The following is a 14602-nucleotide window of genomic DNA, read 5'->3' on the forward strand; positions in this document are numbered from 1 at the left end:
ACATAAAACAAAACGATTGGTAATTTTATCATAACAAACATAAATACCTATTGCATTTATTGTGTATCACATTTGTAAAATGGACAGCATCAAAACAATTACTATTATCATCTATTTTTAACCCAAATGCTTGTCCTCATTTCTAAAGGCATTTCTTTAATCATTTTTATTTTATCAACACCAAGGTTTCTAAGAATTTGATAGGTTTTATTGCCTACAGAAGACTTTTTTTTAATTGATAAAGGTGCTAAAATATCTTTTTTAAAACCTGCTTCAATCTATAATTGATTATTTAGTTTTTGCTTCTCTAGTGGCAATTTTAGAAACAATTTTGTTTTGCGACATTCCGAAGGAAATAGGCAATCTACTTTCTTTAATAATCCACTGACGTAATTTTGAATAAATCGAGATGTAAAATATTTTTTTTCACGATGTAAAGTTGGCTATAAATCCATACATTTGGTGTTTAATATTGTAGCTTTATGTGTAATTTATCAAAAAACATCAAACATTTAAGAGGTTTAAAAGGGTTAACGCAAGAGTCTCTGGCGGAAGAATTGTCGGTAACAAGATCAAGAATAAGTTCTTATGAAGAGGGTAGGTCGTCGCCTAGCATCGATTTTTTGATAGATTTTTCTAATTACTTTAAGCTGCCAATAGATATTATTGTAAGAAATGATTTGACAAAAGCAAAAGATGTTTCTTTTATTGAAGTTGGAAATAAAAGAGTATTGTTTCCGATAAGTATTGATGCTGAAAATGAAAATTTGATTGAGGTGGTTTCGGCAAAAGCATCTGCAGGTTATTTGTTAGGGTATGACGATCCTGAATATATTGAGCAATTGCAAAAAATAAAATTACCTTTTTTACCAACAGGAAAACACAGAGCTTTTCCGATAAAAGGAAATTCTATGTTGCCCATGAAAGACGGTTCTTATGTAGTGGCAGAATTTGTAGAAGATATAAAAGAAGCTAAAAGTGGACTCTCTTATATTGTAGTTACAAAAGACGATGGAATGACATATAAAAGGTTAGAGAATAGAGTAGAAGAAAGGCAATCTTTTTTATTGAAACCAGATAATCCTTCTTATCAACCTTATGAAGTGCCTGTTTCTGAAATTTTAGAATTATGGAAATTTACCTGCAGTATTAATACACAAGAATATGAAGAACACGAATTAAAATTGAGTAGTATTATTCAAATGTTTAATGGGTTAGGAGTGGAGTTAGAAGCTTTGAAGAAGTCTCTGATTTAAATATTGTTTCAAGAAGAAATTTTTCCGATACGAGGTCAGGTATTCGTTTTTAGTGATGTTTTTAATTAAAAAAGCACTAGGATCAATTTCCCTTTTTCTATAGGAAGTTAGAATTTGTAAACGTTCTTCTTTTTTTTTGTGAAAAATTTGCTTTTCCATAAATATTTTGCATTCTTTTTAGTTTACTCGTTTAAAGGCATCTAAAAAAAAATAGACACACCATCGTTTTGATAAATTTTCTTTAGCAGAGTATATTTTAGAAATAGAGAATTGTTTTTTGTTTTCCAAATCGTGCTCTAAATCGTGTTCAATTTTAGATTTAAAGGAAAGGAGTACTTGAATGTTATGCATAAAACAACCGTTTAGCGTGAACAAAACTGTTGTTTTGTAGGTGATTTTACTTGTAGCGAGAACGGGATTTGAAACCGTGACCTCAGGGTTAGATGATGACTGATATTTGAAAGCGAGAATAAAGACTACTACAAGAAACTTTAATAGACGCTTAAAAATGGTAGCAGATAAAGTAGGAATTGATAAAAACTAACCATGCACATCGCCTGTCATAGTTTTGGGAATATTTCAGGTGATAAAATTACAACTCAAATGCTTCAAAAGCTATATAAACATTCATCAACTACAACTACTATTTTGTATCAATCTAATTTTATGCAGCAAAATAATTATTTCATCAAAACCCCTTGTTAAATAGCTGCTAGAAGTAAGAATGCCACGTTTTTTGAAAAATAGAGAAAAGTAAAAGGTGATTTTATATATAAGTTCTCTGTGCTGTCTTTTAGTAAGTTTCTTCAATAAGTATTAATTCGCTTTCTTCATTTTGTTCCAATAAATTCTTCAGAAAAGGAAGGTAATATTATAGAGATATCATAATTTTAGCTACCAGTGCCTATAAAATTGTATTTTAAATTTTGAGTGTTTAAAATTATGAAAGAGGGAGGAAGGTCTTCTAATGTTCTCTTTTTTGAAAACTTATATAAGTGAGTTGTTTAAATTAGATACAAAAGTGCGGATTTCACATATTTAATCTTGTATGAGATATAAATACTTTTGTGAAGTCAGCTTTACTAAAAATATGAAGCACTTCTATCAAAAGTGTAAATAGAATTTAAAAATAATCAAACTTTGTTTGTTATTTAAGGTGAAGCAAGTAGGAGTTATAAAGTGAATGAAGACAAACACTTAAACCTTGCTTTAGATGAAAAATTATGTCAAAAATTAATTATAGAAAATGTACAGATTTTTATATCTGATGGTATAGATACTAATTTTGAAGCAAATGAGAATCTATTTAAATATTTTGGTTCTTACCAGACAGCCTATTATCAATAATATTCGAAATTTCTAAAAAAGTAATTGCAGGTATTAATTTAATAACAGACAAAGACAAGTCAATAAAAAACATTCATATTTTTGGCAGGTTTAATAAAAATGAAATCTTTATTAAATATTTAACGCTGTTGAAAAAAGACATTATTATTATTATTATTAAAACTTCAGATTGTAAAAACGAAAGTGCCTTAGGTGCTGCTTTATTAATGAAAAATTATATAAAATAAATAGAATATGTTACAGAATAGAAGAATTTACTTACCGCCATTAAGTTTAATTGGCCCTGGTGCTTTAAATGATTTAGGTGAAGAATTAAAAAGTTTACCTTACAAAAAAGCACTTTTTGTTACCGATGAAGTTTTGGTGAAAATTGGTGTTGCTCAAAAAATTATTGATGTAATGGAAGCTTCAGATATTGAAGTAGTCCTTTTTGATAAAGTGCAACCGAACCCTACTTGCCAAAATGTAAACGCAGGTTTAGAATTGTTAAAAGACAATTCATGTGATTTTGTATTGACTCTAGGAGGTGGTTCTCCACAAGATTGTGGTAAGGCTATTGGTATTTTAGCAACAAATGGTGGCGATATTAAAGATTACGACGGTATTAATATGTCAAAAAAGGCAGCGTTACCAATTGTAGCAATTAATACAACTGCTGGTACAGCGAGTGAGGTTACTATTAATTATGTGATTACCGATGCGGAACGTCATATAAAAATGGTGATGGTTGATAAAAATTGTTTAGTATCAATTGCTGTAAACGATCCAGAATTAATGATAGGTATGCCTGCAGGGTTAACTGCAGCAACAGGAATGGATGCCTTAACACATGCTATTGAAACGTATGTAACAAAAGGAGCTTTTGGTTGGTCTGATGCTTTGGCATTAGAAGCAATTAAATTAATTTCTCAAAGCTTAGAAATTGCGGTTGTAGATAGTAAAAATTTAGAAGCAAGAAGTAAAATGGCTTGGGGGCAATTTATTGCAGGACAAGCATTTTCTAATGCAGGACTTGGTTATGTGCATTCTATGGCGCATCAATTAGGAGGAATGTATGACATGCCTCATGGTGTTGCAAATGCAATTTTATTACCTCACGTAGAAGCGTTCAACTTACCTGCTTGTGCCCATAAATTAAAAAGAGTAGCAAGAGCTATGGGAGTGGGCGTTTTAGAAATGAGCGACACACAAGGAGCCAATGCAGCTATTTCTGCAATTAAAGCTTTATCAAAATCTGTAGGAATTCCTTCTGGACTAAAAGAATTAGGTGTAAAAGAAGAAGATTTTGCTGAAATGGCTAAAAATGCCTTAGAAGATGTATGTACTGGAGGAAACCCTAGGGAAGTTACTTTAGAAGATACCATTGCAATCTATAAAGCCGCAATGTAGTATTTTTATAAAAAAAAGATTTTACCATATTTAATTAATTATTATTTTTAATGTAAGTGTCTATGAATAGTCAAAAACCAACTTTAGGTGAATTTATTATCGAAAATCAATCAGCTTTCGCTTATTCAAGTGGTGAATTATCTAGTCTGTTAAACGCAATAAGATTAGCTGCTAAAACAGTTAATCACAAAGTAAATCAAGCGGGGTTAGTAGATGATTATTTTAAATTAACCAAACACTAGGTAAAACAAGGAGAACTTCATTTCCATTTTACAGAATTAAATACAATTCCTGATGAATTTATAGTACTAAAATTAAGTTCTAAAGGCTTTTTTCCAGAAGCAACTATTCAAGATTTTCCAATCCGAGGTAAAAACGTTTTTCTACATGTTATTAGACGACGTTGGGTGGAAGAAAGCTCTAAGAAAGTAGTTGTAAGAGATTGGAAATTAGTAGCAAAAGGCACTAGGATTACTAGTGAATTTGCTGCTTTTTTAAAACAAATCAGTCAACAATAACGCCACAAGCATAAGTATCGTCGCTAACTTTTACGGAGTTAACCCAAGGAGCTTACAGAGACAATACAAAGATTATTTAAGTGATTTTAAGCAATGGAACCAAAAACCGCATGCTGAACAATGGTTACTTTTTCCTGAAAATATTGGAAGTTATCTTTCCATAGATGAAACAGCATTTTCTAATGGAGATTTATATACTATCGTGACTAATAAAAATGCGAATGGAAAGAAAGGTGCTTTACTAGCTATGATTAAAGGTACTAAAGCTGAAGATGTTATTAGAATTCTTCATAAAATAGCTTTAAAACAGAGAAAAAAAGTAATTGAAGTGACCTTAGATATGGCAGGAAACATGGGGTTAATCGTTAAAAAATCATTTCCAAAAGGAGTATTAGTTATAGATCGATTTCATGTACAAAAATTAGCTTTAGATGCTTTGCAAGAAATAAGAATTAAACATCGTTGGGAAGCAATAGATAAAGAAAACGATGCCATAGAAAACGCTAGAAATAACTCCTTAAAATATGTTCCTGAACTACAACCAAATGGAGATACTCTAAAATAATTATTAGCTAGAAGTAGATATCTATTATATAAATCTAGTAACAAATGGAATAACACCCAACAGGAAAGAGCTGAAATACTATTTAAAAATTATCCAGATATAGAAAAGGCATACAATTTATGTCAAAACTTATCCTGGATTTATAATCAAACAAAAGATAAAACTGTTGCCTTAATTAGACTTGCTAAATGGGATGAAAAGGTAAGACAAGCAAAATTTAAAAGCTTTAATAGCATTGCTAGAACAATGTCTATACATTATCAGAATATAATCAACTATTTTGACAATAGAAGTACAAATGCTACTGCAGAATCGTTTAATGCTAAAATTAAAGCATTTAGAGCACAATTTATAGGTGTTAGAAATATTGAATTCTTCCTTTTTAGACTCTCAAATATTTACGCATAAATACTAAATCCCACAACTTTTGGACTTGATCCTTTTCTTTTGCAGAATATATTTTAGGAAGAGAGAATTGTCTTTTGTTTTCCAAATCGTGTTCTAAATCGTGTTCAATTTTAGAGTTAAAGGTAAGGAATTCTTGAATGTTATGCATAAAAAAACAGTTTAGAATGAACTAAACTGTTGTCTTGTAATTGATTTGTACTTGTAGCGAGAACGGGATTTGAACCCGTGACCTCAGGGTTATGAATTATAAATTAGATATATTAAATAAAACTAAATCACCTGTAAATCAATTAGTTAGTTGTGTTTTAATTTTGTTTGATATTGAATAATATCATATAATATCATCAAATGTTGTACCTATGTTGTACCTAAATTTTGTATCTTTAGCTTAATAAATTTATTAAGGTGTCTTCAATTAAAGCAGTTTTAAGGAAAAAAGCAAATTCTCAAAAATTATATCCTATTGCACTTAGGATTATAAAAGATAGAAAAGCTACTTTTATTTATATCGGTCAATATATAAAACAAATTGACTGGGATAATAAAAATTGTGCTGTTAAGAAGTCACATCCAGATTTTTTGTATATCAATCAACTTATTTTGAATAAAAAGTCTGAGGTCAATAAAAAGTTAATTGATGCTGAGATGGAAACGAACTATCAGTCGGTAACAGCTATAAAAAGTAAAGTTTTAAATAAAAAAAACGAAGACTTTTTTCTAGTATCAAACTATTATTTGAATCAATTAAAAAATCGAAAACAATTCCATCAGGTAGATATAGAAAAACAGCGCCTTCAAGTTTTTAAAAATTTCATTAAAAAAGATACATTTAACTTAGGTGATTTTGATGTACGTTTGATGAAGGAATTTGAAAATCATTTATCAACTAAAAGGAATCTATCTAAAAGAACGATTGCAAATTATATGATTACAATCCGAACAATTCTGAATATTGCTATTTCTGATTTTTCGATTAAAAATGTAAGTTATCCATTTGGTAGAGGGAAGTATCAGATAAGGTTTCCGGAATCAGTTAAGATAGGTTTAACTATTGAAGAAATTAAAATTTTAGAAAATATAAAAGACCTCACTCAGGCACAACAATATGCCTTAAATGCTTGGTTACTTAGTTTTTATTTTGCCGGAATTAGAGTTAGTGATGTTTTATTATTGAAGTGGACAGATTTTTTAGATAATAGGTTGCATTATAGAATGGGCAAAAATAAAAAACTTGTTTCTTTAAAAATTCCAAATAAAGTAATAGGTATTCTTAGTCAGTTAGAGAAAAATGAGGAAACAGTTTATCTTTTTAAAGAGTTGGAAGGTGTTGATTTAGATGATGATAGGTATTTGAAAACGAGAATAAAGACTGCTACAAGAAACTTTAATAGACGTTTGAAAATGGTAGCGGATAAAGCGGGTATTGACAAAAAACTAACGATGCACATTGCTCGTCATAGTTTTGGTAATATTTCAGGTGATAAAATTACAATTCAAATGCTTCAAAAGTTATACAGACACTCTTCAATTACAACTACTATTTTGTATCAGTCTAATTTTATGCAACAAGATATTGATGATGCTTTAGATAAAGTTGTGGAGTTTTAAGTAAAAAGAATAGATAATTTGAATATTAAATGATGGCTTTTTTACTTTTAAAATTTCGTTTGTTCTTTATCAAGAGTACTTGTTAAAAGAGATATCATTTCAATTTCTAACCCCATTTTTTAAAAAGCTTTTTCTAGATTATCTATTTTTATATTTCTGTTTTAATAAAATTAATATATTTTTATTCAGAAGGAGTTGAGTTTTCTGTTCAATTTATTATTGAAAATAATTAATCTTATATGTAAGATTTTTTTAAACCAATTTATCAAAAAAAAGTAATGTTTTTTCTAAATGCTCTATCCAATAAGACCATTCGTGTCCGCCTTTAAATTCTTCAAAATTATGGGGGATATTTTCCTTTATAAGTTCTTTATGAAGTAATTTATTAGCTTCAAATAAAGAATCATTAACACCACAATCAAAACGAATAGGAGGTAAGCTTGTTTTATTTTTCTTTAAAATATCTATTAAATTTGACGTTTTACTTTCCTTTAGATATTCGTCTAAAGAATCATCTGTAAACAGTTGCATTTGTTCTAGTTTTGTAATAGAACTATGTCCAGAAATTGCTTTAAATTTTTCAGGAAATCTTCCGCCTAAAGATAAAGCACCATAACCGCCCATAGACAAACCACCTATGCAAGTAGAAGTTGAGTTTTTTGCTTCAGGAATATTTTCTTTTATTGCAGTAATCACATCATTTACAATCCAATTATCAAATTGTTTTTGATGATGAGAAAAATATGCAGAACCATCTCCCCAAAGTCCATCAGAAGGCATTGCAATAATCGCAGGTTTAATCGTGTTATTTTTAATTAGTTTTTCTGTAGTTACATGCGCACCACCTTTCATTGCCCAAATCCAAGCACTTCCATAAACACCATGTAATAAGATGTAAATAGGAAGGTTATCAAAATTATCAACTTCTGGAACATATAGGCAAATGTCTCCTCTTCCTTTTAAATTAGGCGTTTTTACGGTTAAGAATCTTAATCCTTGAGATTCAAAGTTTAAATCTGAAAGTTCTACGGTTTTAAAGCTACTTTTCATATTAAAATACAATTACACCTTTTGCATTTTTACCCGCTAACATATCATCAAAAGCCTGTTGTAATTCTTCTAAAGGATATGTTCTGGTAATCATTTCGTCTAATAATAAATCGCCTTTATCATATAAATTCACCAATTTCGGAAAATCTATTTGTGGTCTACATTTCCCGTATAATGGATTGATGTAAATTTTATCCCATTCAAAAAGGTTCATGTCAATACTAATCGTTTCTTCAATTCCACTAACTTGAACAGCGGTTCCAGCATTTCTGATCATCGCTAAAGGAGCAGCGCCTAAAGCAGGAATAGCAGTACACTCAAAAGCAAAATCAGCACCTCTTCCTTCTGTTAACTTCTTTACTTCTTCTGATGCTTTCATCAATCCAATATCATTTTTATTTGCTAGAATAGTATGGGTTGCTCCAAATTGTTTTGCCATTTCTAAACGTTCAGCATTAATATCAATGGCAATTATTTTTGCTGCTCCAGATATTCTAGCACCTTGAATTACGTTTAAACCAACACCTCCAGTTCCTAAAATTACGGCAGAACTTCCGGCAGTAACTTTCGCTGTATTTACAGCAGAACCGTAACCTGTCATTACTCCACAACTAATTATACTTGCTGAAGGCATTGGCATTTCGCTTTCTAATTTTACACAAGCAGATTCTTTTACCAAAGCATATTCTGCCAACGTACCAATATTAAAAGAACGTTCTATAGGTTGATTATTCCACTTAGAGCCTTCTAAATGTGCATGACCAGGAGTATAACCATTTCCACCAGCAGTTACAGGTGAATTATTTTCACAAATATGCTGGTTGCCTTCTTGACATTGAAAACATTTCATACAAGGTGTTGCCCAGTTTAAAATAACTTTGTCACCTATTTTAAAATCGGTAATATCGGCGCCAATTTTTTCTATAATTCCTGCACCTTCATGACCTAAAATAATTGGTTTTCCCCAGTTTAAAGAATCGTGATCTGTGTGACATAAACCAGCAGCTTTTATTTTTACAATAATCTCATCCCCTTTTGGGTCTGAGATTGTTATCGTGTCAATAATAAAAGAACCATCCCCTTTTGCAATTGCAGATTTAGATTGTATACTCATAAATTTATTTTTTATAAAAATGTTGTAGGTTTCATTGGTATTGAAACATCAACCAACTTCGTTTTATTAATTTTTTGTTTCCCTTTGATAAATCTTGTACCTAAAACAAAGGCTTTTCCATTGTTTATTGCATCTACAGCTAATAATGCATCATCTTTAAAATACCAAACAGAAAAACTAGTGTTTTCCGTTTCTTCTTTTCTAACAATCACATCATTATACCCATTTGATAAACCAACCATTTGTAGTTTTACATCATATTGATCTGACCAAAACCAGGGAATCGTGTCATAAACAAGTTGTTTATCGCAAATTGATGCCGCTGCAACTTTACTTTGATCTACCGCATTTTGAACAGATTCTAAACGTAGATATCTTTTGTAGTGTGGGTTGTAATGAAAAGTACAATCACCAATAGCATAAATATTCTCGTCATTTGTTTGTGAGAATTCATTGACTTTAATTCCTTGTTCAATTTCTAAACCAGCAGTATCAGCAAGTTCAGTATTTACTCTAATACCAACACCGACAATGACAATGTCTGCTTCAAAAGAAGTTTCATTATCACAAAAAATAGTATTCAGACCGTTCTCAGTTTTTATAAAAGAGACATTGTTATTTGTAAGAATTTGAACATCATTTTGTTGATGTAATTCCATAAAATAATCTGACATAACTGGAGCGGTAACTCTAGCTAAAATACGTTCTTCTCTCTCTAAAACTGTTACTGATGCACCTGTCTTTTTTAATGACGCTGCAGTTTCAAGACCAATATAACCTCCACCAATAATGATTACTCGCTTTTTTTCTGATGAATCAATAGCTTTTTTTATTTCTATTGCATCATTAGCTGTTCTCATAGGAAATAAATTGGCGGCAGAATCTATTCCAGAAATTGGTGGAATAAATGGTCTTGCACCTGTTGCTATTACTAATTTATCATATTTTTGAGTTCCTTTATTTTCAATAGAAATTGTTCTGTTATTTCTATTAATTGAAGAAACTTTTACCCCTAATTTTAAAGTGATGTTGTCTTTTTTATAGCTTTCAAGCGGTTTTAAAAGGTTGCTATTTAAATCTCCATCGATGATGTAAGATTTTGATAATGGAGGTCTGTGATATGGAATATTTGGATCTGAATCAAATAATATAACTTCTCCTTGCCAACCTTCTTTTCTTAAATTGAAAGCAAAATTAACACCTGCATGACTTGCTCCAATAACTACACAAACTTGATTCGCTGTATCTAACATCAAAATTTATTTTGCAACTTTAAAAACAACTCCATCTAAATCTTCACTTACTTGAAGCTGACAAGAAAGACGACTGTATTCGTTTGTTAAATCATCAAATTCTAACATATCATTTTCTAGTTCTTCTGCTTGCCCTGTTTTTGCTACAAATTCTGGTTCAACATGTACATGACATGTAGCGCAGGAGCAAACACCACCACAATCTCCATCTATTCCTTTTATGTTATTATTTACTGCTAATTCCATTACTGAACCAGAAGTACCTTCAACAGTTATTGATTCGTTGTCTGCTGTTATAAATGTTATTTTTGCCATTTTATACTATTTTTTAAATTGTACGTTCAATGAATCGAAACCTACTTTTCTATTAAATTCTCCTAAATTTTCTATATTTTCTTTTGAATCTAGAGTTGCTATTGAAGTTACTTTTTGTGATAATTTCGCCAATAGTATTCTTAAAATTTGACGAGCATGCGTTGCTCCTAAACAGTTATGAGTTCCAAAACCAAAACTAACATGTGGGTTTACTTTTCGGTCTAAAACGACTTCATTTGGGGTTTCAAAAACGTTTTCATCTCTGTTGGCAGATGCCCAATTTAAAGAAATTCTTGTATCTGCCTTAATAGCATGTTCACAGACGTGAGTATCTTTAGTTGCTACTCTTCCCATTTGAGTTAATGGAGAGAAATAACGAACCAATTCTTCAACGGCATTGTTAATCATTTCTGGTTTTTCTTTTAAAACCGCCAAAGCTTTTGGATTCCCTGCAAAGTAAGCTATAGAGTTTGTAACTGCATTAATCACAGTATCTCTACCACCTGCAAAAGTTAAAATCAATACGCCTTTTACTTCTTCTTTTGTCATTTTTTCACCATCAACTTCAGAATTTAAAAGCACAGAATACAAACTCTCACTTGGTGTTTCTATAGCCAAATCTATTTGTTTATCAATATAATCATATAAAATATTTGCTTTGTCTGCATCTAAATCAGAATCATCACTTCTAAATACGTGTGTTCCCCATGAAATCCATAAATTGGCTTCAGAATACGGTATGTTTAATAGTAATGTTAAAGCTCTAGATTGTAGTTTTAAAGCAAAATCGGCAACAACTTCAACTTCATTACTTTTTAAAGATTCATCAATAATCTCTTCAATAATGGTTGTTATTTTTGATGAATATTCTTCGTTTAAAGGTCTTTTAAACCAAGGATCTAAAATGTCTCTAAACGATTTATGTTGCGGTGGATCTACTTCAAAAGGAATTTGCCTAGTGTCTCTAATTTTTACTTCAGACGGAATTACAATTCGTCCAACTTCATCTCCACCAGATTGAAAAGCTTGCCATTGATGCGCACATTTACGTACTTCTTTATGACGCAAAACCATCGTTACAGGATCATCTTGGTCATTCATTTTACCAACACCTTCTTTTTGTCTTGCATCTTTAAACGCATCTGGAAATTCGCTTGCTTTCATATTATTTAAATTGACATTTTAGAGTTGTCAAAGATTATCTATTTATGAAATGAAAGATTCCCTTATTTATGCAATAAAGTACCTTATTATGTTGTGTGTTTTTGTTTATTGCATATATTTGAGATGTAATAGAGACTTATGCAGCCGAAATTTGAAAAAGTAGCTTTAAATAATCAGAAATCTATTATTGCGTTTAGGTATTCTGGAGATCGGTTTTATGCACCTTGGCATTTTCATCCTCAGCATGAGCTTACGTTTATAGAAAAGAGTAGTGGAACCAAATTTATTGGCGATTATGTTGGTCCGTTTGAGGAAGGTGAGTTGGTTTTAGTAAGAACAAATGTGCCGCATTGTTGGAAAAATAATTCGATAATCAATACTGGTTGCTCTTCAATTGTTATTCAATGGAATACGGGTATTTATGCTAAAGTACCGGAAATGGAAAGTGTTTTTAAAATGCTAAAAGCGGCATCGAAAGGTATTTTGTTTACAAAAGAAAATGCTTCTGAAGTGTTTACTTTACTAAAAGAATTATTGACTTTAGAAGGAACGGAATTGTATTTAAAATTTCAAAATATATTGGTATTACTATCTAGGTTTGAATATAGAGAACTCTCAGAAAAAAGTTTTATAGATGATTTGCCTTCAGAATATAGTTCTCGCATTCGAAAAGTACACGATTATGTAGAAAGCCATTATCATAAAAAAATACAATTAAAAGAATTAGCAGATTTAGTAAATATGTCTGAACAGTCTTTTTCTCGTTTTTTTAATAAAATAATGGGAAGGCCTTTTTTTACTTTTTTAAATCAATATAAGATAAATATGGCAAAAAGAATGTTAATGGACACCGATTGGTCTGTAAGAGAAATTTGTTTTGCTTGTGGCTATGAGTCTGTTCCTTTTTTTCATAGACAATTTAAGAAGTTTACAAATAATACACCTTCTTTTTATAAAAGAAAACAGAGTAAATGATAAAGCCTCTAAGAATAATCTTAAAGGCTTTATTTGTAGTTAAATAACTATACTTAATTATAAAATTAAGGTCTTATGGTAACCTCTGCAATCGTTAAATTATCGATGTAAAACTTAACGTTATTTGGGTTTTTATTATTCCACCCTCTAATTATTGTTTCATAATCACCATCTGCACCGAAATTAATAAATGCTTTTTGATACACCCATGTACCAGTAGGCATATCATCAGATAAAATAGCTACGGCAGGAGCATTCCAATCGTAATCTCCAGTACTTTTCCAATAGATTCTAACATCTGGAGCAAAACCAGTAGAATTACCATTGTCTAATAAATAAACCCAAGCCCCAATTTCGTAAGTTTTACCAGCTTTAAAACTAACTTTTTTTTGTGCTCCATTGCTTACATGTTGTACCCAAGTAAAGCCATCTGCACTTGCAGGTAGTTCTACATAAGCACTAGAGTTACCGTCTTGTGCTTGTGTTGTATTAATATTCCAAATACCAGCAGAGCCCCATGCTAATGGCCAATTTACATCTGTAGAGTTTTCAAAACTATAATCAAAATTAGAACCTTTTAAAATATTAGTTAAATTAAATTCAAGAGGTTTATCTTTAAAAACAGTTGCATTTACTTGATCTGTGGTTCTTAAAGTTCCTGGTGTATAAGAAACCTTTACAGTATCATTATTATAGATAACTTCATTTAAAGTAATAGTAATAATATTGTTTTCTCCTGCTTTAATTTCTGTTGATACTATAGAAGTAGGTATTGTAGTACCTCCATTTTCTAAAGAAATTACAAATGTAGAAACATCAAAAGAATCTGGATCCATATCTCTACTAAATTCTAAGTCAATTTTTCCTTCATTTGCTTTAACAGCATCTAACGATACCGGTTCTGTAGAAGGTATTACTTTAATTAAATCTTTTAGAAATATAGTATCACCACCAAAAGGTCTTAATCTAGAGGCAATAAATTTTAAATCATAGTTCCCTAAAGATTTATATTGTATATCTACTTCAGTATTTGTACCACCAAATGTTGTTGGATCAACTCCACTAGTACCAAAAGTCCAATTAAAAACTTCTGGAGCACCAATTGTAGTATAAGAAAATCTTACTTTTTTACTTGCAGTAACTTCATTTAATGCAGCATCAGATATTGAAATTGGCGCACCTAAAGATCCATCATCATTTAAGTAATTACCAGTAATTTGTGCTTTAACAGCTGCTAAAACAGTTACTACAATTGTAGTGTCTAATTCTTTTAAACCACTAGGCATTGAGCTGTCTTCGTTACGATAAACATCTCCTTTAAAAACTTGGTGTAAAGTTACATTATGCACTCCAACTTCATTAAAGAAACCTTTTACAGTATTTTCTCCAGAAGTATTTTTGTCTGAACCAAAGATGCTTGATACGTTTTCTGGAAAGGTCCAGGTACGTGAAGCAACTCCACTAGAAATATCACCAAAATCTATATGACCACCAATATTTATGTTGTTTTCAACATTTGCTTCTGAAGTAACAATAACCCTATGATTTGCTTCTGGTAAATTTAACATTTGTTCATCATCGCATGCATAAAAGGCAAGAAGCGAAATGCATAATATCTTATATATATTTAAATTTCTCAT

The 14602-nt window shown here is 30.6% G+C and carries 12 protein-coding genes and 3 pseudogenes; 8 read left to right on the forward strand and 7 right to left on the reverse strand.

Translation table 11 applies throughout. From position 1 onward, the window contains the following. Positions 1-125: 125 nt before the first annotated feature. Positions 126-399: pseudogene (locus tag WHD08_RS17495) on the reverse strand (DNA polymerase IV); the annotation flags it as partial. Between the two features lie 83 nt (positions 400-482). Between WHD08_RS17495 and WHD08_RS17500 the strand changes: the two are divergent. From WHD08_RS17500 to WHD08_RS17525, 7 genes and pseudogenes are all read left to right on the forward strand, one after another. Further along, positions 483-1256: an XRE family transcriptional regulator gene (locus tag WHD08_RS17500; RefSeq protein ID WP_165734183.1), complete on the forward strand. Its 774-nt coding sequence runs from the start codon at positions 483-485 to the stop codon at positions 1254-1256. A 1179-nt stretch (positions 1257-2435) separates the two neighbouring features. Then, positions 2436-2603, forward strand: coding sequence for a hypothetical protein (locus WHD08_RS17505; RefSeq protein ID WP_208889886.1), 168 nt, complete (start codon positions 2436-2438; stop codon positions 2601-2603). Between the two features lie 234 nt (positions 2604-2837). After that, complete coding sequence (locus WHD08_RS17510) at positions 2838-3992, forward strand: iron-containing alcohol dehydrogenase (RefSeq protein WP_208889885.1); 1155 nt, start codon at positions 2838-2840, stop codon at positions 3990-3992. A gap of 62 nt (positions 3993-4054) precedes the next feature. Beyond that, positions 4055-4207, forward strand: a pseudogene (locus tag WHD08_RS17515) (fructose-bisphosphatase class I); the annotation flags it as partial. Between the two features lie 87 nt (positions 4208-4294). Then, positions 4295-4510 (forward strand): ISAon1 family transposase N-terminal region protein, encoded by a 216-nt coding sequence (locus WHD08_RS18655; RefSeq protein WP_422894405.1) that lies wholly within the window; start codon positions 4295-4297, stop codon positions 4508-4510. Between the two features lie 16 nt (positions 4511-4526). Then, positions 4527-5483, forward strand: a pseudogene (locus WHD08_RS17520) (ISAon1 family transposase). A gap of 405 nt (positions 5484-5888) precedes the next feature. Continuing rightward, on the forward strand, positions 5889-7091 hold the full coding sequence (locus WHD08_RS17525) for a site-specific integrase (protein WP_208889884.1): 1203 nt from the start codon (positions 5889-5891) through the stop codon (positions 7089-7091). Between the two features lie 252 nt (positions 7092-7343). Here WHD08_RS17525 and WHD08_RS17530 read toward each other — a convergent pair whose 3' ends face one another. From WHD08_RS17530 to WHD08_RS17550, 5 genes are read right to left on the reverse strand one after another with little or no spacing between them, the layout of a single operon-like run. Continuing rightward, positions 7344-8141: an alpha/beta hydrolase gene (locus tag WHD08_RS17530; RefSeq protein WP_166382828.1), complete on the reverse strand. Its 798-nt coding sequence runs from the start codon at positions 8139-8141 to the stop codon at positions 7344-7346. Between the two features lies 1 nt (position 8142). Beyond that, positions 8143-9255, reverse strand: a complete 1113-nt coding sequence (locus WHD08_RS17535) for a Zn-dependent alcohol dehydrogenase (protein WP_166382830.1) — start codon at positions 9253-9255, stop codon at positions 8143-8145. Between the two features lie 11 nt (positions 9256-9266). Next, the gene (locus WHD08_RS17540) at positions 9267-10508 is read right to left on the reverse strand and encodes an NAD(P)/FAD-dependent oxidoreductase (protein ID WP_166382832.1); all 1242 of its coding nucleotides are present in this window, start codon (positions 10506-10508) and stop codon (positions 9267-9269) included. Between the two features lie 6 nt (positions 10509-10514). Then, a complete protein-coding gene (locus WHD08_RS17545; protein WP_166382834.1) occupies positions 10515-10823 on the reverse strand; it encodes a 2Fe-2S iron-sulfur cluster-binding protein in 309 nt (102 codons plus the stop codon). A gap of 6 nt (positions 10824-10829) precedes the next feature. Next, complete coding sequence (locus tag WHD08_RS17550) at positions 10830-11987, reverse strand: cytochrome P450 (RefSeq protein WP_208889883.1); 1158 nt, start codon at positions 11985-11987, stop codon at positions 10830-10832. A 138-nt stretch (positions 11988-12125) separates the two neighbouring features. On the opposite strand from WHD08_RS17550, the gene WHD08_RS17555 reads away from it, so the two are divergent. Beyond that, positions 12126-12962 (forward strand): AraC family transcriptional regulator, encoded by an 837-nt coding sequence (locus WHD08_RS17555; RefSeq protein WP_166382838.1) that lies wholly within the window; start codon positions 12126-12128, stop codon positions 12960-12962. 65 nt (positions 12963-13027) lie between these two features. Here WHD08_RS17555 and WHD08_RS17560 read toward each other — a convergent pair whose 3' ends face one another. Continuing rightward, entirely contained in the window at positions 13028-14602 is a 1575-nt protein-coding gene (locus tag WHD08_RS17560; protein ID WP_166382840.1) for a hypothetical protein, read from the reverse strand.

It is taken from the genome of Polaribacter sejongensis (assembly GCF_038024065.1).
In the GTDB taxonomy this organism is placed as follows: domain Bacteria; phylum Bacteroidota; class Bacteroidia; order Flavobacteriales; family Flavobacteriaceae; genus Polaribacter; species Polaribacter sejongensis.